Below are 18,865 nucleotides of genomic sequence, written 5' to 3'. Positions count from 1 at the left end.
TACACGATGCGCGAGATCCGGGCTTATCTGGCCGCGATCGACCGTGCCGAAATTGCGGACCAGCGCCGGCGGCTTGCACTGGTCCGGCTGGTGAATCCTGAAGCCGGTAACGCCATCGACGCCATCCTGAAGACGCTGACGTGAATCGAACCCTTCAATACCTGCTGCGTTTTACGGGCGACACTGGCGCTGCCCGTGCCCAGATCGAACAGCTCGACAAGTCGGTCGAGGCGCTCGGTCGCGAGCTCAAGCAGGTCAAACAGGAGGGTAGCGGCGGCCTTGGTCTCGGCGCGCTGTCCAAGGAAGCTCAGGCGTATCTCAACCAGCTCAAGCAACAAGCCGATGCGATCGGCAAGACCCGCAGCGAGCTCGCCGCTCAGAAGGCGGCAATGCTCGGGGTCGCGGATGCGGCGGCGCCGTATATCGCCAAACTGCGTGAGGCTGAGGATGCAACGCGGCGAACTGGTGGGGTGATTTCGTCTTTTCTCACCGGGCTTGGCTCTGCACTGTTGGCCGGACTCGGGGCGCAGTCGATCGTCAGTATCACGCGCGCGTTGATCGACGCACAGTTGGCCAGCGACAAGCTCGCCAGCCAGCTGAAGTATGTTGCCGGTTCCAGCGCCGGAGCCAAGACCGAGCTGGGCTACTTGCGCGATGTTACGCAGCGCCTTGGTCTGGACTTTTCGACGTCGGCCGACGCCTACGCGAAGTTCGCAGCAGCGACCAAGGAAGCGGGAATCTCGTCGGCGACTACGCGTGCCGTTTTCGAAGGCATCGCAAAAGCGTCGATGACGATGGGCCTGTCGGCGGCAGAGACTCAAGGCGCCCTGCTCGCGCTATCGCAGATGGCCAGCAAGTCCGTCGTCAGCGCCGAAGAGTTGCGCGGCCAGCTTGGCGAACGCCTGCCGGGCGCGTTCGCACTTGCTTCCAAGGCGATGGGCGTCACCGAGGCGCAACTCTCCAAGCTGCTCGATACCGGCCAGCTGATGGCCAGCGACTTCTTGCCGAAGTTCGGTGCTGCGCTCAACGCCGAGTTTTCGACGCCGGTCAGGAGCCTGCAGGCCGAGCTCAATCGCCTCAGCAGCGCGATGGACCTGTGGAAGCGTCAGATGGCCGATGCAGATGGTGGACTCTTCAAGCCGCTGACAAACGGGCTGAATGAATCAACCGCGGCGATGAAGGTCCTTGGCCAGGACGCAGGAGTCGTGCATCGCCTGCTCGTTGCCATTGGTGCTTTTCAGGCCGGCGCCTTTGGCGTGGGCAAGTTCGACACGACTCGCCTGCAGGAGCAGGCAATGGCGAAGCTGCAGTCGCTCAAGGCCGAGATTTCCGCCCTGGAAGAGAAACAGTCGAACGACGGCTCTCTGGGGCTGATCGACAGTGCCCGGCTGAAGAGCTATCGCGTCGAACTGGCACGGACGCGGGAGGAGATCAACCAGCTCGCCGTCGCTCAAGGCAAGGAAACCGGTTTCAAGGCGCCGGATCTCGCCGGCGACCTGGCGCGCGAAAAGGCTCAAGCCAAGGCAGCGCTGACGGCGTTCACCGATCAGTACAAGGACAGCACGGCTAAAGCCGCCGAGGAGGTCGCCAAGTACAAGGCGGCTATCCTGCGCGCCGGCACCGACGTTGACCCGCAGGTAATTGCTGCAATCCAGGCGAAATACAACAAGGGCGACGGCGCCGCGGCTTCAGCACAGTTTGCCCAGGTGAAGGCGCAGGCCGAGGCCGAGATGAAGCTGATGCAGCAACAGCTTGCTGCTGCCGGCGACGCCTATCAACGGGCTTACGATCAGCGGCTGATCGGCGTGCGGGACTTTTACGCAACGCAGGCAGCGCTGCAGGATCAGGCGCTGGCGGCGCAGGAGAAAGCGGCGCAGCAGGAGTTGTCTCGGGCGCGCCAGAATCAGGCGAGCGCGGCCGGGGTCGCGGAAGTCAGCAAGCGCACGGCCGAGGTGACGCGGCTTGAGGGTGAGCTGGCGGTCATCACGGCCAAGCGCGGCCAGGTGCAGGCCGACGCCAATGCCAAGACGGCACTCGGCCTGAAGACGCTGAGCGAGCAGCTCGACGCGCTGCGCCTCAAGCTGGCTGAGGCGATGGGCGAAGCGACGCCGGAACAGATCGGCGCTGCCGTTGCGGCGCGTTACAAGGACATCCTGCAACAGGCGAAGATTAACGCTGCGGATCTGCCGGGCGGCGTCGATCTGGTCGAGAAGATGATCGACGTCGAAACCGCCAAGGAGCGCCTGGCGCAAATTCAGGCGGCCTGGACGCGCACGACGAGTGCGCTCAACGCCGAAGAGCAGCGCATCAACATACTGCGAGAAAACGGCCTGGTGGGTGAGATCGACGCGCGCTCGCAGATCCTGCAGCTGCAGCGTGACGCGGCGACGGCTCTGCAGGGCCAGCTGCCGATGCTCGACGAGCTCGCGGCGAAATACCCGCAGCTGGCGACCGAGATCGCCAAGATGAAGAACGAGTGGGTGAATCTCTCTACCGTCACCGATGCATGGACGGCCACCTTCAACAGCTCGGCGAAATCAGCGCTGGCCACGTTCTTTGAAGACGCGACGAATCGCTCAAAGGGATTCGGTCAGGCCGCGCTCAGCGCACTCAACTCGATCCGTTCGGCGATGGTGCGCCTTGCGGCCGAACGCCTCGCCGAAGAGATTTTCAAGGTGTCGAGCAGCAGCAGTGGCCTTGGCCTCTTTGGCTCGCTGCTGGGGGCTCTCGGCTTCGGTGGCTCTACGGCGTCTTCCTCCTCGGCATCTTCGGTGCCGGGCTACGGGGGCTCGGGGCTTGGGAATGGCATCACGCTACGTCACACCGGCGGCCTGATCGGCCTTGGCGGTGGGCTGCGCCGCTCTGGCCTATCGTTCTCGGCGGCGGCCATCGCCGCTGCACCTCGCTTCCACCAAGGGGGCGAGATCGGCGCGAATGAGCGTCTGCTGGTGGGCAAGGTCGGCGAGGAGGTCGTGACAGAGGATGACCCCCGTCATAGCAAGAATGGCGGCGGTAGCAAGCCGGAGATCCACATCCACGAAGCCGCTGGCGCGCGCGTTAGCCAGGTGCAAAGCAGCAGCGATGGAAGTCGCTTCGACGTGTTCCTGGAACAGGTCGATGGCTTCCTCGCGCGCAACCTGGTCAAGGGAAACGGCGCATTCACCGAGGCGCTCGAATCCGTTGGTGCAATCAGCCGCGGTCGATCGATCAGGGGCGGCTGACATGTCACTGCCAATCTGGCCTTCGCTGCTGCCGACGCCGAAGCTGCCAATCGAAATCGAAACGGACGATGCAACGGCGCGCACCGATATGGAGGACGGCGCGGCGATCGTCAGGCGCGTCAAGACGATGATCGTCACGAATTACGCAGCGACTGTCGATTTCACGCGCGAACAGATGCAGATCTTCGAGGCGTGGCATCGCCACTACCTGCACGATGGCGCTGACTGGTTCGATATGCCAGTGGCCTCTGGGTCCGGCATCTATCGAGCCGAAGCTCGCTTCAAGAAGGGGGCGATCAAATCGAAGCTGATCGCCGGCGCCGTGTTTGCGGTGACTTTTGAATTCGAAACCCGTAATCGCCCGGTGCTCAGCAAGGCGGCGCTCGATGCGCTGATCAACCCATGACTTTCTCCTACGACGACGCAACGCGAGAGGCGTACGCAGCGGCTCCGACAGACACGGTTGTGCTCAACACACTGGAGTTTCTGCACCCGACCTTCACCGAGCCGCTGCGCGTGGTCATCAATACTGAGTCGATCACGGGAACGCTCGAAGTCGACGCGCCTGCGGGCGCCGGGCAATCGGTGGTGTTTGTTGCGATCGCCGCGCAGATCGAGTTGCCGGAAGTGGGCTCCGGTAGCCACGAGATGAGCATTCAGATGGACAACGTGTCCGGGCAGATCAATGAGGCGCTCGCCCTGGCCAGCGCCAGCACGATCAAGACGACGGTGGTGTATCGCGGCGCGCGGGTTGTCGACGGCGTTGTCAGCCTCGGCATGCGCTGGGTGCTGACGCTGACCGAAGCCCGCGCCAACGTCTATACGGCAAAAGCAACGACCAGCTTTGGCGATACCGTCAACTGGCCCTTCCCCGGTAAGGATTACACCGCCACCGACTATCCGGGGCTGGCCGAATGATGCACTGGGCGCACGACTATAAAGGCAAGCCGTACCTGCCCGGCGCAATGGGTCCGGACGCCTATAACTGCTGGGGCCTGGCAACGGCCATCGAGCGCGATCACTTCGGGCGCGAGTTGCCTAAGCTGCGCGTTGCGGTCGACGAGCTGCCGCCGCGCGCCCTGATCCGGCTGTTGCGCGAGCATCCGGGCCGCAGCGGGTGGGTCGAGGTGCCGCGGCCGTTCGATGGCGACCTCGTCGCAATGGGCCGGTCATCCGAAGAGGCACATATCGGCGTCTGGGCCGACATCGACGGCGGCGCGGTGGTGCATGCGCTTGCCGGTGCGGGCGTATGCAAGCACAGCCTGCTGCACGTCAAGCTGCACGGCTTCTCGCTCATCCGCTATTACGCCCCAGCCAGCGAGGTGGGCCGGTGGTGATGCACGAAGATCCGGCGCCAGTAGATCCGCTGGCAGATCCGCTGGCAGATCTGCCTTGGCAGCCGTTGCCCAAGCAGGCGACCGTCGTGCATGTGGCAAACGTGCTGCGGCCACGCGAACACAAGTTGACGCTGCTCGATCGGCGCTACCGCCTTGGCGTGTGGCTGAGGCGCAGCGGCCACGACATTGTTGCTCGCCGCACCATTTGCTCGATCAACGGCGAATGGATGCCGCGGGATCAATGGACACGGTACCGGCCGCGCCGCGGCGACCAGATCGTCCTGATCGACAACCCCCACGGCAACGGCGACGGGTCGAACCCGGTGGCTGCCGTGATGATGATCGCGGCCATCTATTTCATGCCGGCCGGGGTCGCTTTCCTCGGGTCGATGGGCATCACAAATGCCGGCGTAGCGCAGGCGTTGTACCTGCTTGGTGCCAACCTGCTCATATCGGCGCTGGCGCCGCCGGCAAAAGCACTCGCTGCATCGAACGCGGCCGAAATGGCGGCGCCAAGCCCGACTTATTCGCTCAGCGGCCAAGGCAACAGCAATCGTCTTGGATCTCCGCGTCCGCGCCACTACGGTCTGTTCAGATTTGCGCCGGCCTACTGCGCCCAGCCGTACGGGGAGTTTTCCGCCAACGAACAGTACCTCTACGAAATCCTTGATGTCGGTCTCGGTCATTACCGCATCGACGGCATCACCATCGAAGATACCGACATCGCTGCATTTGAGGATATCGACTATGAGGTCGTTCCTCCCGGCGGTGCCGTCACGCTCGTTCCGGCCAATGTCCAGTCCAGCGGCGAGGTTGCCGGGCAGGAGCTGGTACAGGGCGCTTGGGTCGGTGGCGGCGTCGGCTTCGTGGCTGTGCTTGCGGACACGTCGGCGACGGAAATCGGCGTCGACATCGTTTGCCCCTATGGCCTCTATCTGCTCAACGACTCGGGCGGCTTTGAAACGCTGTCGGTGCATGTGCGGTTGCAGGCGATCGCGCTCGACGCCATCGGCGCTCCGGTAGGTGATTGGTTCGTTCTCGGCGACATTACACACGCGGCAAGTACGAATACTGCTCAGCGCGTCAGCAAGCGCTGGCCGGTTGCCGCCGGGCGCTATGCTGTTCGCGGCACCCGTATCGATGCCAAGAACACCAGCAATCGCGCCGGCCATGAAGTCACATGGGCCGGTCTGCGCGCCTATTTGCCGACGCCGCTATCGTTCCCCGACAACACGGTCATCGCCATCCGCTCGAAAGCGAGCGGGCAGCTCACTCAAGCCAGCTCGCGCAAGGTCTTCGTGCGCGGCATGGGCATGGTGCCGACCTGGTCGCCGGCAAACGGATGGTCAGCGCCGGTTGCCACACGCGCCATCGCCTGGGCCGCGGCCGATATCCTGATGGCCGATTACGGCAGGGGCGCTGCTGCCGCCAGCATCGATCTGGATAAGCTGTACCAGCTCGACCAGGTGTGGGAGGCGCGCGGAGATCGTTTCGACGCGAGCTTCGACACGCGCAGCACGGTCGCTGAGGCGCTGACGGCTTGCCTGAAGGCCGGTCGGGCTCAGTGGTTTCAGGTTGCCGGCATGTTCTCGTTTGCGCGTGACGAATGGCAGAGCGTCCCGTCGACCACCTTCACGCCGGGCAACATCGTGCGCGGATCGGTCGAAGTCGAGTACGTCATGCCGGGGGACAAGACGTCTGATTTCGTCCGCGCAAAGTACTGGGATACGACCGTTTTCGGCTGGCGGGAAGTGGATTGCAAGATCGACGGCAGCACGTCGACAAAGCCCGCGAGCGTGAGCTACTTCGGCATTGGCGATCGCCAGCACGTATGGCGCGAAGGCGTTACAGACGCGGCGGAAAACGTCTACCGGCGCCGGGTATTAACGTTTCAATCTGAGCTCGAAGGGCGGTTGCTGCTCCCGCTCGATACGATTGCGATCTCTCATCATCTGGTGAACAGGTCGCAGACCGGTGAGGTCGTGGCGATCGGCGCGGACGATGGCAACGGCGGCATGCCGGTCGGTACGACGCTGACGCTCTCGACCGACGTCGAGTTCGTTCCCGGCAACGACCATTATCTGGTGATGGGGACGCTTACCGGCGGCCGCTCTGGCCCGTGGCGGGTGAGCGCCGGCGTGCAGCCGAATGTGGTCAGGCTCGACGAGCCCGTCGCTGGTTTTCAGCCATACGTCGGCGGCGGAAAGCGGCGCTCGCGGTTTTCGTTCGGCATCGGCAGCGAAGTCTATCTGATTGGCAAGGTCGTTCCGCCGCTCAAGCCGAAGGGGAGCAAGGTCGAAATCAAGATGGTCATTGATGACCCTCGCGTGCATTCGGCCGACCAAGTCAATACCGTGCCCCCGCCGGCGGTCGGCTGGGGCTTGCCAAGGGCGTCTGCGCGGCCGGTCCTCAAGTCGATCTTCGTTGCTCAGAACGGCGATCCGGACGCGCCGGTGATATCGGTGTCGTGGGCTGCGGTCGATGGCGCATCGTTTTATGTCGTCGAATGGAGTGACGACGGCGAGGTCTGGAAGCGCGCCGCCGGCGATACGACGGGCACCAACATCACTTTTTCTCCGCCCGCTGGACCGTTGCACGTGCGCGCCTGCGCCGTCGGCAAGGTGGCCGGGCCGTGGGCGACATGGGACGGCATCGCCGGCGAGGTGCCGGCGCCAGGCGCACCGGTGAACGTCGTGCTGGTCGAGCCCTGGCTCGGCTCGCGTGCGCGCTGGAAGTGGCAGGCCGCGACGCGCGCTCGCTACTACGATCTTGAAGTCGTGGCTGCGTCGGTCGTGGTGCGGTCGGCGCGCACGAACAACCTCTATTTCGACTATGACGCCGAAGACATCATCGCCGATGGTGGCCCGTGGCGATCGCTGACGCTGCGGGTGCGTGCTGGTGGTCCGCTCGGTGTGTCCGACTGGGTCACCAGTCCGGCGGTGAATCCTCAAATCGGTGCCTTGAGTGCTATCCGCCTCTCAAGCGGCCATCTGCAGATCATCGCCAGTTACGCGCTGCCGACGGACACCGACTTCGCCGGCGTGATCATGGCCATGTCGCGCACCAGCGGATTCAATCCGGCATTGCTGGCCAATCAGGCATACAAGGGCTACGACCAGGTGATCGTGCTCACCGAGGGGCCTGGCAGCGAGCCATTCGTCAACGGTGATGTCTGGTACGTTCGGATGGCCGGCTTCGACAAGTTCGGCGCTGACGAATTGCAGTGGTCGGTCGAGCACAGTCTGACGATACGGGCGATCACCGCCGACCCGGACTCGATGCTCGATGAGATCAATGGCCTGCTGACGGACGGGAGCGGTAGTCACAAGTTCGAGATCCTCGCCGACCGTTTTGCCATCAAGGCGCCGACCGGGGACAAATTCCCGTTTGCGCTCGTGGATAAAGGCGGCGGCGATTATCAGGCGCTGCTGAACGCCGACGTGCTGATCGGCGGCAACGTCGATATCGCCAACCTGAAAACCGGCACGCTACCAAGCGACGTCATGATGCGGCTGGGGGGCGGCACCATCGAGCTCGACGGCGCCGGCGAGATCCGGGTTTATCGCAATACCGAAGTCAACGCCGACTTCGTTCGCCTGTCGGCGGGAGAGATCAGGTTCATCCGCTACATGGATGGCGCCTTCCGCTCGTACAACTATCTGAGCCGGCTGGAATCCGGGATCGCCGCCAACGGAGACACCGTCGTCATCCCCGGCTATTGGCTCGCCGAGCCGAGGGTGATGGTCTCGCCGGCGAGCCTTGCGCTGTTCAAGGCATCGGCCAAAGATCAGGACCAGTCTATCGAGTGCTCGGCGATCAACCTGACCGAGACCGCTCCGGGATCTGGTCGCTGGCAATTCACCGCCCGCGCGAATCTGAACATCGCTGCGGGGAGCGGTATCTCGGCGATCAATGCGTCATCGGGTGATCTCACGGCATCAACGACCTGGACATCCGGCACCTACGCGACGCCAGGCAATTGCACGGCAATCACGCCGACGGTCAGTCTGTCCTCGATCCGATGGACAGGGTCAGGTGCGACGTATCGGCGCCGGCAGGTCAACTGGAGAGTCCGCTACACCGGGGACGGTGGTGGTGGCGCCTGGCGCACCAAGGACATCGGCCCGGTCATCACCGCAGTGACCGACAGCTACACCTTCAATTTCCCGTCAGCTGGAGCGTATTCGTTCTGGATCGAGTTCTCGGCATCCGACGCAAGCGGCACGTTCTCTGCGCCCGAAGGTGCCGTGGGCACAACGACCGTGACGTTAACCAGCACGAAAAATCATCAGTCGGGCAATTCGATCATCCGGACGATGCCGACCTACACCCCCCCTGATGGCTGGACTGTCACGTCGGTTCAGTGGTCGTACTCGGTCATCTGGTCACTGCTGCCTGGACAGTCAGTGATCTTTCCGACCTTTGTCGCGTCGTTCCAGGACTACAACACGCACCAGGCCGGCCCGCTCACATTCTCGACTGGTTCTTACAACAGCGAAGGGCTCGTGCTGACTCGGTCTTATGAGGAGATTTACGCGATTTTCACGCTGGGGACCGCTGTGCTCACCATTGGTCAATACCTCGGCTACACCACTTCTGGGCAGAACCGCTTCGACGTTGCGTCCTACGGCTACACGGTCGCTGGAGCGAGCGTTTTAGCTGCGGGGACGTTGAACTGGATGGCAACAGGTCGATAGGAGACGGAGGAAAGCTATGCAATCCATTCTCATCATATTGGTGCTTTTTTCAGGCCCGCAGAGTGGCAGCACCATCGCGCAAGTGGCGTTTCAGACGCCCGAGCTGTGTGAAGTCGCGCGCGTTCAGGTCGGCGACGAAGTGTTGGCCGCCCTGCGCCAGAAGCAGATGGACAAGTTCACCGTCAGCCTTGTTTGCACCACCGTCGCTGGCTGACGCGACGGCATCAATTGAAGAACGGTGCGACCCAGTTCGGTGCGCTAACACCGAACCGGGCCACCTCCCGCAGATGTCCCTGCGTTCGGCCAAGGCACCGCCACCGTGCACACGGCGGGCTGAAGCCTACACGCATAGGTTCTAACGTGGAAGAGACACGATTTTTCAGCACCAGCGCCAGTCCGATCATCCCGTGGATGGGGGGCAAGCGGCGGCTCGCCGACAGGCTTATTCCCCTGTTCCCTCCCCATGATTGCTATGTCGAGGTGTTCTGTGGCGGTGGCGCCCTCTACTTCCTGCGCCCGCTGCCGGCGCAGTGCGAGGTGATCAACGACATCAACGGCGAGCTGGTCAATCTTTACCGGGTTGTTCAGCACCACCTTGAGGAGTTCGTCCGGCAATTCAAGTGGGCGCTATCGTCGCGTCAGGTCTTCAAGTGGGCGCAGATGGCGGCCCCGGAAACGCTGACAGATATTCAGCGCGCCGCGCGGTTCTTCTACCTGCAGCATCACGCTTTCGCTGGCAAGGTCTCCGGGCAGAACTTCGGGACGGCGACAACGGCGCCCGCGGTCAATTTGCTGCGGATCGAGGAGAATCTGTCAGCTGCTCACCTGCGGCTGGCCGGTGGCACGACGGTCGAGAATTTGCCGTGGGATGAGTGCGTTCGGCGCTACGATCGGGTGCACACCTTTTTCTACATGGACCCGCCGTACTGGGAGACCGAAGGCTACGGCGTGCCGTTCCTCTGGGAGCAGTACGAAGCGATCGCCGAGGCGATGCGCAGCTGTAAGGGGAAGGTGATGCTGTCGATCAACGACCACCCGGACATCAGAGCGTGCTTCGCCGACTTTCAGATGCACGAGCTAGGTATCAAGTACTCGGTGGCGAACGCTCAAGGCGCCCCGAAGGAGAGCGGCGAACTGGTGATCACGAACTACGAAGCGGGCCTGATGGGCGGCTTGTTTTGATGCGCCGAATGGGCGTTAAAAAGGGGGCTAGAATTGCCCCCTGCCGCGAGACGGTAACGCCCCGATTCCGGCGCCGCTTTCGCCCCTGCTACTTAGGCTCCGAGGCTGTGCCAAATGTCGCGCAAAACAGTGCCAAAAATCGCGCGCCGCTACACACTATCGTCGGGCCATTCCAGATCCAGCGCCCTGACATAGCGTTATAAAACCCGCAAGCGTCAAACCTCTTCGGCGCCCTCCATGGATAACTTCGCAACCCACAGTCCCGGAAGCAAGCTGCGCCCGGCTGGGCCGCAGCGCTGGCTCCTCGCCGCCAGCGTCGGGCTGCTGTTCGTCTGCACCGGGACTTTTGCCGATGATCGCTGGGTTTACGTCGGCGACCTGCAACTGCCGACGACGCGGGCGACCGGCAAGCTCAGCCTGAACCTCGCCAGCCTGCACCGGCGCGGGCAGCACTACGAAATCTGGGAACGCGTCGTTTTCGAGGTGGATGCGGCCAAGCGCTTCATCACGCTCGCCAGCGACGCCGTACCCGAACGCCGCAAGCTGTGGGCGATCCGTTGCCGCAGCGGCTCGCTGGCGGTGGTGACCGAGGGCGAACCGGGCGCGTTCGAGCCGCGTGCCGAAAAGCTCGCCTTCTACGTGCCGGCGCCGACGAGTGCGGACGCGGCAGTGATCGACATCGCCTGCAGCGAGGCGCGGCGGCTTGCTGCCGAACAGCGCACGCCAACGGTGAGCGCTGATGACGCAAAGAAACCGGCACTGGCCTTCCCGCCCTCGCTGTTCGAGAGCGACGGACTTGACGAGGCCGATGAGTAAGCGAGCAGGCTGCGGTACAGCCCTGCCCTTCCTTGCAGGTACGGCTCAGCCGCGCTGGATCAGCTCGATCTTGTAGCCGTCCGGGTCTTCGACGAAAGAAATCACCGTGTTGCCGTGCTTCATCGGCCCGGCTTCGCGCACGACCTTGCCGCCGCGTTCGCGGATCGCCGCGCAGGCTGCGTAGGCGTCGTCGACGGCTAGCGCAACGTGACCGAAGGCGTTGCCAAGCTCGTAGGACTTAGTATCCCAGTTGTGCGTCAGCTCGATCACCGCGCTGTCGGCTTCGCTGCCGTAGCCAACGAAGGCCAGCGTGAAGCGTCCTTCGGGATAGTCGTTACGGCGCAGCATGCGCATGCCGAGGACTTCGGTGTAGAAGGCGAGCGAGCGGTCGAGATTGACGACGCGCAGCATGGTGTGCAGGATTCGCATGGTTTGCTCCGGTAATGGTTCGGATGGGCTGCGTCAGGGCAGGCAGTGCGCCGCGCGTTGGCGCAGTTCGGCGCGTGCGGCACGCCAGCCGGGGTAAAGACTCTCGACAACGGACCAGAAGCGCGGGCTGTGGTTCATCTCGAGCAGATGTGAGACTTCGTGCGCGACGACGTAATCGATCAGCGTCGACGGCAACTGCACCAGCCGCCAGTTGAGCCTTATGCCGCTCGGGCTGCAACTGCCCCAGCGCGTGCGCGCCGACGAGAGTGTCAGCGCCGGCGGCGTGACGCCGAGGCGCGCACAATAGTGCTCCAGACGCTGCGTGAATAGCGGTCGCGCACGCTCGCAGAGCGCCGCCTTGAGCGCTTTGGCGACAGCTTCCTCGCCAGCCTCCTCGCGGCAGTACAAGGTCAGCGTCGGCAACGGCGCTGGCTGCTCAAGCCCAACCGCGGCCACGGCGCCCGTCTCTCCAGCCAGACAATCATCCTGGGCCGGCACATCGTCCCACTGCGCCCGCCCGCGACCGGCGCAGACCTTCAGCAGCAGTTCGCCACCGAGAAAAGCGACGCGGCTGCCATCGCCAATGACCGGAGCCGGCAGCGGCGGTGGTCGCGAGCGCCATTCGTCGAGCTTGCGCAGCACCCAGGCGGCGTGCTTACGGATCACCGCTTCAATGTCGCCCAGCGGCGCGCGTTGCGGCGCGGCAACGGCCAGGCCAGCGGCGTCGACAGTCAACCCGATGCTGCGCCGCGCCGAACGGCGCAGGCGGTAAGCGAGTGGCGTGTCGCCGAGCGTGATCTGCCGCGACGTAATGCCGGCAGCGCCGCTGCGCTTACTGGCCAGCAGCGGCATCCGGGTAGCGGTGCGGCGAAATACGCTGCATCTCGGCCTCGATCCACGCCTCGGCTTCCTTGCCGACCTGCAGTTCGGAGCGGCCGGCGGTGTCGATCGCCGGTCCGATGCTGACAGTGATCAGCCCCGGCGACTTGACGAAGGCGTTGCGTGCCCAGACTTCGCCGGCATCGTGTGCCACCGGCACGACCTTGACGCCGGCCGCAGCAGCCAGATGCGCGCCACCGGGCTTGTAGCGTCCGCGCTCGCCGGGAGCGACGCGCGTGCCTTCGGGGAAGACCACCACCCAGTAGCCGGCGGCAAGCCGGTCGCAGCCCTGCTCGGCCACCTGCCGCAGCGCCTCGCGCCGGCTGCCGCGATCGATCGAGATCATCTTCATCGCCGCCAGCCCCCAGCCGAAGAAGGGCATGCGCATCAGCTCCTTCTTGAGCACGAAGACGAGCGGCGGAAAGATATCCTGCAGGCCGACCGTTTCCCACGCCGACTGGTGCTTGGACAGAATCACCGACGGCTCGGCCGGAATGTTCTCGCGGCCGATGACGCGATAGTGGATGCCGAGCACGCCGCGGCACAGCGCGAGGAAAGCGCGCCGCCAGACGGCGATGATGGCAAAGCGCGTGCTCAGCGGCGCCACCATCGCTAGAGTGACGAGGATGCCGAAGGGAATCGTCAGCAGAATGACCAGCAGGGTGAATAGCGAGGAGCGGAGCAGACGCATCAGGTGTCCAGAAGATGGGCGACCACTGCCGCGAGGTCGGGAAAGACCAGCGTACCTTCGGGCAGATTGCCCTCGGCGCGGGTTTTCTCGCCCTTGCCGGTCAGGGTCAGCAGCGGTTTGGCGCCGACCGCGGCAGCAGCCTGCAGGTCGCGCAGCGAATCACCGACCGCCGGCACGCCGGCGAGATCGATGTTGTAGCAGGCGCCGATGCGCCGGAACATTCCCGGCTGAGGTTTGCGGCAATCGCAGTGTTGTTCCGAGGTATGCGGGCAGTAGAACACCGCGTCGATGCGCCCGCCGGCCGCCTGCGCGGCGCGGTGCATCTTGTTGTGGATGCCGTTGAGCATGTCCATGTCGAACAGGCCACGGCCGACGCCCGACTGGTTGGTCGCCACGACCACGCGCCAGCCGGCCTGATTGAGGCGTGCAATCGCCTCCAGGCTGCCGGGAATCGGCCGCCACTCGGCCGGCGACTTGATGAACTGCGCCGAATCGAAATTGATGACCCCGTCGCGGTCGAGAATGATGAGCTTCAGCGGCATGATGGCGACTCCCGGCGCGCCCCGCTAGCGGGGCTCACCCACAAGGCGACGTGGCTCACGCCGCCAGACGCGAAAGATCGGCGACGGCATTGAGCTGCGCCGACAGCGCACGCAGCAGGCCGAGGCGGTTGGCACGCAGCAGCGGTTCCTCGGCCATCACCATCACGTCCTCGAAGAAGCGGTCGACCTCGGCGCGCACCGAGGCCAGCACCTTCAAGGCAGCAGCATAGTCCTCATTGGCGACGAAGGACTGCACTTGCGGCGCGAGCAGCAGCACGCGCTCGAACAGCGCCTTCTCGGCGAGCTCCTGCAGCAGCGCCAGATCGGGCTCGGCGATCGCTGCCGGGTCGGCCTTGCGCAGGATGTTGCCGATGCGCTTGTTGGCGGCGGCGAGCGCTTCGGCCTCGGGCAGGCGCTGGAAGTCGCGCACCGCGTCAAGGCGCGCCGGCACGCGGTCGATGCGCGTCGGGCGCTGCGCCAGCACGGCCTCGACAGCGTCCTGCGCATAACCGGCGTCGCGCAGCAGGCCGCGCAGGCGGTCGAGCATGAAATCGAGCAGTGGTTCGCTCACCGGCTGCGTCAGCACGCCCGGCACAAAGCCGGCTTGCGCGTCGGCGATCAGGTCGGCGAGGTCGAGCGGCAGCGGTGATTCCATCAGGATGCGCAGCACGCCGAGCGCAGCGCGGCGCAGGCCGAAGGGGTCCTTGTCGCCGGTCGGAATCTGGCCGATGCCGAAGAAGCCGGTCAGCGCGTCGAGCTTGTCGGCGAGCGCCGCGGCGCAGGCGATGTTGCCGGCCGGCAGCGCGTCGCCGGCAAAGCGCGGCTGGTAGTGGCTCTGGATCGCGTCGGCAACGGCAGCGTCCTCGCCGTCGTGCAGCGCGTAGTAGCGGCCCATGATGCCCTGCAGTTCGGGGAATTCGCCGACCATGTCGGTGACGAGGTCGGCCTTGGCCAGCCGCGCCGCACGTGCGGCGAGCGAGGCGTTGGCCGACAGGCGCACGGCGATCTTCTGCGCCAGCGCTTCGAGGCGGTCGACGCGCGCCAGCAGCGAGCCGAGCTTGTTGTGATAGACGACGCTGCCCAGCCGCTCGAGGCGCGACGCCAGCGTCGCCTTGCGGTCCTGGTTGAAGAAAAACCGCGCGTCCGAGAGGCGCGGACGCACCACGCGCGCGTTGCCGCCGACGATGTGCTTCGGATCGGCGACCGCCATGTTGGAGACGATCAGGAACTTGTTGATCAGTTTTCCGGCAGCATCGAGCAGCGGAAAATACTTCTGGTTCTGCTGCATGGTCAGGATCAGGCATTCCTGCGGCACTTCGAGGTACTCGGCCTCGAATTCGCCGACGTAGACGACCGGCCATTCGACCAGCGCCGTCACTTCGTCGAGCAGGCCGTCGGCGCGGTTGATCGTCGCGCCGAGTTCCTGCGCGCGCGCGGCGAGCTGCTGTTCGATCGACGCGCGGCGTTCGGCAAAGCTGGCGACGACCTTGCCCTGCGTGCGCAGTGCTTCTTCGTAGCTTTCGGCCGAGGCCAGCGTAATTTCACCGCTCGACAGGAAGCGGTGACCACGGGTGACGCGGCCGCTGGTCAGACCGAGTACTTCGCCGGGAACAACGCGATCACCGCGCAACAGCACGAGGCCATGCACCGGGCGCACGAACTGGTGGTCAGAATCTCCCCAGCGCATCAGCTTCGGAATCGGCAGCTTCTTCAGCGCATCGCTGACGATGCCGCCGAGCACATCATCCAGGCGCGCGCCCTTGACCGAGGCTTCGTAAAAGAAGGTCTCGGACTTGCCGTCCATGCGTTTTTCGAACTTCGCCACTTCGCTCGCGGCGATGCCCTTGGCGGCGAGCTTCTTCAGCAGCGCCGGGCTCGGCTGGCCGGCGGCGTCGAGCGCGACGGCGACCGGCATGATCTTTTCGACGACCGTCGCGTCGGGCGCCACGGCGAGAACGCCCGGCACCTCGATGGCAAGGCGGCGCGGCGTTGCGAACCAGCGGTAGTCGCTGCCGGCGGCAACGAGCTTGCGCTCGACGAGGCCGGAGTGGATCTGCGCGGCAAAAACCTCACCGAGACGCGCCAGCGCCTTCGGTGGCAGTTCTTCGGTCAGCAGTTCTACAAGCAGGGTTGGATTCATCTCAATTGCCCTCCGCGCCGGCAAGGATCCGGGCCATCGGGAAACCGAGTGCCTCGCGGGAGTTGTAGTAGGCCTGCGCAACTTCGCGCGCCAGTGCGCGCACGCGGCCGATGTAGGCGGCGCGCTCGGTCACCGAGATGGCGCCGCGCGCGTCGAGCATGTTGAAGGTGTGCGAGCACTTCATCACCTGCTCGAAGGCCGGCAGCGGCAGGCCGAGGCCCATCAGGCGCTTGGCTTCACCCTCGTGTTCGCCGAAGTGGCGGAAGAGCATGTCGACGTTGGAGTGCTCGAAGTTGTACTTCGACTGCTCAACCTCGTTCTGGTGATAGACGTCGCCGTAGGTGACGCGGCCGTTCGGGCCGTCGGCCCAGACCAGGTCATAGACGTTCTCGACGCCCTGCAGGTACATCGCCAGCCGCTCGAGGCCATAGGTGATCTCGCCGAGCACCGGCTTGCAGGTGAGCGAGCCAACTTCCTGGAAGTAGGTGAACTGCGTCACTTCCATGCCGTCGAGCCAGACTTCCCAGCCGAGGCCCCAGGCGCCGAGCGTCGGCGATTCCCAGTCGTCCTCGACGAAGCGGATGTCGTGTTCGGCGGTGTCGATGCCAAGCGCACGCAGGCTATCGAGGTAGAGTTCTTGGATGTTGGCCGGCGACGGTTTCAGCACCACCTGGTACTGGTAGTAGTGCTGCAGGCGGTTGGGGTTTTCGCCATAACGGCCGTCCTTCGGCCGGCGCGACGGCTGCACGTAGGCGGCGCGCCACGGCTCGGGGCCGATCGCGCGCAGGAAGGTGGCCGTGTGGAAGGTGCCGGCACCAACTTCGATGTCGTAGGGTTGCAGCAAGGCGCAGCCCTGCTCGTTCCAGAAGTTCTGGAGACGCAGGATGACTTCCTGAAAAGTGGGCATGGAAACGCTTCGGAGTTCGGGGAAAGGGCTGATTCTACTTGGTTTCGTTGCCCGCCAAAACCCGGAGGTATGGGCGGATTGCGCTTGCGGCGCACCTGCTTCGGCTGCTTCCGGCTTTGGTGAGCGCCATGGACGGCGTCGTTGCGTAGTTGACAGCGCACGTTGCGCCGGGGTGCGGACGCTCCTCATGGCTGCACAAATCGTCGCATCCGCCCCCCGGCGCAACGTGTGCGACCGTGTTGGCGACTCAACCGAAGAGCGAAACCACGAGCCGCGTGCGGCTCCCTGCGCCCCGCTCAAGTTGCCGGCAAGCTTTTCCTGTCAGCGAACCACGACTGCCCGACACGCGGGGGCGGGGCCGTGGGCAACGATTTGTGCAGCCATGAGGCGCCCACGGCCCCGTTCCCGCGTGCGCGCCAGGCACCGAATCCAGAACACCCGAACACCCGAACACCAAGCATCGAAAACCGAGCGGACGAGCAAACAAGCGCCCGACGCGACAATCAGTAATGCCCGCTCCGCCGCCGCAAGGCCCCCAGCCCGAGCAGCAACACCGCCAGCAGCAAGGCCGGCACGTCTCCCCAGCGCACGTAAGGAGTGGTTCCGCTATAGCCCTGCACTTCGCCAGTCAGCGCGTCACGCGTGAACGGTGGCAGCACCGCCTGCACGTGGCCATCGACGCCGACGATCGCGGTCATTCCGGTATTGGTCGCGCGCAGCATCATGCGGCCGGTTTCGAGTGCGCGCATCTGCGCGATCTGCAGATGCTGCGCCGGCGCCAGCGAGTCGCCGAACCAGGCGACGTTGGACAGATTCACCAGCAGCGTCGCCTGCGGCAGGGCGCGGATGATCTCGCTGCCGAACAGGTCTTCGTAGCAGATGTTGATCGCCACCTGCTGACCGGCAATGGCCAACGGCGCCTGTTTCGCCTCACCCGGCGTGAAATCCGACATCGGGATGTCGAGCGCGTGCATGAACCAGGAAAAGCCCGGCGGCGTGAACTCGCCGAAGGGGACGAGGTGCGACTTGGCGTAACGCTGCGCCGGCGAAACACCCAGGCTGAGCGCGGTATTGGCGTAGCGCTCGCCGTCGCCGGTGACGATGCCGAAGACCAGATCGCCGTCCTCGCGCGCTGCCAGACGCGCCAGTTCTTCGAGGTAGTCGCGCGGCGCGCGCTCGTAGAACACCGGCAGCGCCGTTTCCGGCAGTACCGTCAGCCTGGCCGGGTGGTCAAGGGCAAGACGATGGTAGGTGGAGAGGGACTCGGCGAAGGTTTCCGGACGCCATTTCACGTCCTGCGCCACATTGCCCTGCAGCAGCGCCACGCTGAAAGGCGCGCCCTGCGCCGCCGTCCAATTGATCGTGCGCAGACTGGCGCCGCCAGCGAGGAGCAGCGCGACGGCCAGCAAGGGCAGCAGCGGGAAACCGCTGAGCACGCGCCGCTGGCCGGCGCGTATCGCCGCGCCACGCGGCAGCAGGCCGGATAGCAGTTCCATCAGCAATGCCGCGAGCAGCGCACTCAGCAAACCGACGCCAACCACGCCGGCGAGCGGCGCAAAGCCGGCCAGCGGACTCGGCGGCGTCTGCGAATAAGCGATCGCCAGCCATGGGAAGCCGGTGAACAGCACGCCACGCAGCCATTCGCTCAGCGCCCACAGCGCGGCGAAGAAGAGTGCACGCGCCAGCCGCGGCCCCGGTGCGAAGCGCACGAACAGCGCGCCGGCGAGCGCCGGGAAGAGCGCCAGATAGGCGCAGAAAGCGAGCGTCGCGCCGGCAGCGGCGGCCATCGGCATGCCGCCGAAAACGCTCAGGCTGACATAGACCCAGGAGACGCCAGCGCCGAAGAAACCAAGACCGAAAGCGCCGCCGAGCAAGGCGCCGGCGCCGGCCGTGCGCACGCGGTTGAGCAGCCAGTAACAGCCGCCGAGCGTCAGCCAGAGCAGCGGAAACCAGGCCAGCGGCGCAAAAGCGGCAACACTGGCTACGCCCAGCAGTGCCGCGGCCGCCAGCTGCCAGCCGCGCAA

The 18,865-nt window shown here is 64.9% G+C and carries 16 protein-coding genes; 9 read left to right on the top strand and 7 right to left on the bottom strand.

Annotation, left to right across the window (positions count from 1 at the left end; translation table 11 throughout):
* Positions 1-6: 6 nt before the first annotated feature.
* From GGD90_RS08010 to GGD90_RS07970, 9 genes are all read left to right on the top strand, one after another.
* Complete coding sequence (locus tag GGD90_RS08010; RefSeq protein ID WP_153116021.1) at positions 7-144, top strand: hypothetical protein; 138 nt, start codon at positions 7-9, stop codon at positions 142-144.
* Positions 141-3,221 (top strand): tape measure protein, encoded by a 3,081-nt coding sequence (locus GGD90_RS08005; protein ID WP_153116020.1) that lies wholly within the window; start codon positions 141-143, stop codon positions 3,219-3,221. The genes GGD90_RS08010 and GGD90_RS08005 overlap by 4 nt, the downstream gene beginning before the upstream one ends.
* A complete protein-coding gene (locus tag GGD90_RS08000; protein WP_153116019.1) occupies positions 3,184-3,627 on the top strand; it encodes a hypothetical protein in 444 nt (147 codons plus the stop codon). Before GGD90_RS08005 ends, GGD90_RS08000 begins: the two co-directional genes overlap by 38 nt.
* Positions 3,624-4,139, top strand: a complete 516-nt coding sequence (locus GGD90_RS07995; RefSeq protein WP_153116018.1) for a DUF1833 family protein — start codon at positions 3,624-3,626, stop codon at positions 4,137-4,139. The genes GGD90_RS08000 and GGD90_RS07995 overlap by 4 nt, the downstream gene beginning before the upstream one ends.
* Entirely contained in the window at positions 4,136-4,558 is a 423-nt protein-coding gene (locus GGD90_RS07990) for an NlpC/P60 family protein (RefSeq protein ID WP_153116017.1), read from the top strand. The genes GGD90_RS07995 and GGD90_RS07990 overlap by 4 nt, the downstream gene beginning before the upstream one ends.
* On the top strand, positions 4,558-9,255 hold the full coding sequence (locus tag GGD90_RS07985) for a host specificity factor TipJ family phage tail protein (RefSeq protein WP_228273692.1): 4,698 nt from the start codon (positions 4,558-4,560) through the stop codon (positions 9,253-9,255). Before GGD90_RS07990 ends, GGD90_RS07985 begins: the two co-directional genes overlap by 1 nt.
* A gap of 16 nt (positions 9,256-9,271) precedes the next feature.
* Positions 9,272-9,469 carry a hypothetical protein gene (locus GGD90_RS07980; protein WP_153116015.1) on the top strand — a complete coding sequence of 66 codons (198 nt, stop codon included), beginning with the start codon at positions 9,272-9,274 and terminating at the stop codon, positions 9,467-9,469.
* Positions 9,470-9,615: 146 nt separating this feature from the next.
* Positions 9,616-10,437 carry a DNA adenine methylase gene (locus tag GGD90_RS07975; RefSeq protein WP_228273681.1) on the top strand — a complete coding sequence of 274 codons (822 nt, stop codon included), beginning with the start codon at positions 9,616-9,618 and terminating at the stop codon, positions 10,435-10,437.
* Positions 10,438-10,674: 237 nt separating this feature from the next.
* The gene (locus tag GGD90_RS07970) at positions 10,675-11,253 is read left to right on the top strand and encodes a hypothetical protein (RefSeq protein ID WP_153116014.1); all 579 of its coding nucleotides are present in this window, start codon (positions 10,675-10,677) and stop codon (positions 11,251-11,253) included.
* A gap of 45 nt (positions 11,254-11,298) precedes the next feature.
* Here GGD90_RS07970 and gloA read toward each other — a convergent pair whose 3' ends face one another.
* The 7 genes from gloA to lnt all read right to left on the bottom strand — a co-directional run bounded on the left by gloA (position 11,299) and on the right by lnt (position 18,865).
* Positions 11,299-11,682 carry a lactoylglutathione lyase gene (gene gloA / locus GGD90_RS07965; protein ID WP_153116013.1) on the bottom strand — a complete coding sequence of 128 codons (384 nt, stop codon included), beginning with the start codon at positions 11,680-11,682 and terminating at the stop codon, positions 11,299-11,301.
* Positions 11,683-11,715: 33 nt separating this feature from the next.
* Positions 11,716-12,534 (bottom strand): M48 family metallopeptidase, encoded by an 819-nt coding sequence (locus GGD90_RS07960; protein ID WP_153116012.1) that lies wholly within the window; start codon positions 12,532-12,534, stop codon positions 11,716-11,718.
* On the bottom strand, positions 12,515-13,252 hold the full coding sequence (locus GGD90_RS07955) for a lysophospholipid acyltransferase family protein (protein WP_153116011.1): 738 nt from the start codon (positions 13,250-13,252) through the stop codon (positions 12,515-12,517). Before GGD90_RS07955 ends, GGD90_RS07960 begins: the two co-directional genes overlap by 20 nt.
* Positions 13,252-13,794: a D-glycero-beta-D-manno-heptose 1,7-bisphosphate 7-phosphatase gene (gmhB, locus tag GGD90_RS07950; protein WP_184415021.1), complete on the bottom strand. Its 543-nt coding sequence runs from the start codon at positions 13,792-13,794 to the stop codon at positions 13,252-13,254. The genes GGD90_RS07955 and gmhB overlap by 1 nt, the downstream gene beginning before the upstream one ends.
* A 55-nt stretch (positions 13,795-13,849) precedes the next feature.
* Positions 13,850-15,934, bottom strand: a complete 2,085-nt coding sequence (gene glyS / locus GGD90_RS07945) for a glycine--tRNA ligase subunit beta (protein ID WP_153116010.1) — start codon at positions 15,932-15,934, stop codon at positions 13,850-13,852.
* Position 15,935: 1 nt separating this feature from the next.
* Complete coding sequence (gene glyQ / locus GGD90_RS07940; RefSeq protein WP_153116009.1) at positions 15,936-16,841, bottom strand: glycine--tRNA ligase subunit alpha; 906 nt, start codon at positions 16,839-16,841, stop codon at positions 15,936-15,938.
* Positions 16,842-17,344: 503 nt separating this feature from the next.
* Positions 17,345-18,865: an apolipoprotein N-acyltransferase gene (gene lnt / locus GGD90_RS07935; protein WP_184415019.1), complete on the bottom strand. Its 1,521-nt coding sequence runs from the start codon at positions 18,863-18,865 to the stop codon at positions 17,345-17,347.

Origin of the sequence: Rhodocyclus tenuis (assembly GCF_014197755.1) — a bacterium.
In the GTDB taxonomy this organism is placed as follows: Bacteria; Pseudomonadota; Gammaproteobacteria; order Burkholderiales; family Rhodocyclaceae; genus Rhodocyclus; species Rhodocyclus tenuis.
Note: the sequence above shows the minus strand (reverse complement) of the source record. Positions and strands in the feature narration are given on the sequence as shown.

Excerpts from the sequence above, each read along its gene's own strand:
- GGD90_RS08010 (WP_153116021.1), top strand. The coding sequence starts at position 7 with ATGCGCGAGATCCGGGCTTATCTGGCCGCGATCGACCGTGCCGAAATT.
- GGD90_RS07995 (WP_153116018.1), top strand. The coding sequence starts at position 3,624 with ATGACTTTCTCCTACGACGACGCAACGCGAGAGGCGTACGCAGCGGCT.
- GGD90_RS07990 (WP_153116017.1), top strand. The coding sequence starts at position 4,136 with ATGATGCACTGGGCGCACGACTATAAAGGCAAGCCGTACCTGCCCGGC.
- GGD90_RS07985 (WP_228273692.1), top strand. The coding sequence starts at position 4,558 with ATGCACGAAGATCCGGCGCCAGTAGATCCGCTGGCAGATCCGCTGGCA.
- GGD90_RS07980 (WP_153116015.1), top strand. The coding sequence starts at position 9,272 with ATGCAATCCATTCTCATCATATTGGTGCTTTTTTCAGGCCCGCAGAGT.
- GGD90_RS07970 (WP_153116014.1), top strand. The coding sequence starts at position 10,675 with ATGGATAACTTCGCAACCCACAGTCCCGGAAGCAAGCTGCGCCCGGCT.
- gloA (WP_153116013.1), bottom strand. The coding sequence starts at position 11,682 with ATGCGAATCCTGCACACCATGCTGCGCGTCGTCAATCTCGACCGCTCG.
- GGD90_RS07960 (WP_153116012.1), bottom strand. The coding sequence starts at position 12,534 with ATGCCGCTGCTGGCCAGTAAGCGCAGCGGCGCTGCCGGCATTACGTCG.
- GGD90_RS07955 (WP_153116011.1), bottom strand. The coding sequence starts at position 13,252 with ATGCGTCTGCTCCGCTCCTCGCTATTCACCCTGCTGGTCATTCTGCTG.
- gmhB (WP_184415021.1), bottom strand. The coding sequence starts at position 13,794 with ATGCCGCTGAAGCTCATCATTCTCGACCGCGACGGGGTCATCAATTTC.
- glyS (WP_153116010.1), bottom strand. The coding sequence starts at position 15,934 with ATGAATCCAACCCTGCTTGTAGAACTGCTGACCGAAGAACTGCCACCG.
- glyQ (WP_153116009.1), bottom strand. The coding sequence starts at position 16,841 with ATGCCCACTTTTCAGGAAGTCATCCTGCGTCTCCAGAACTTCTGGAAC.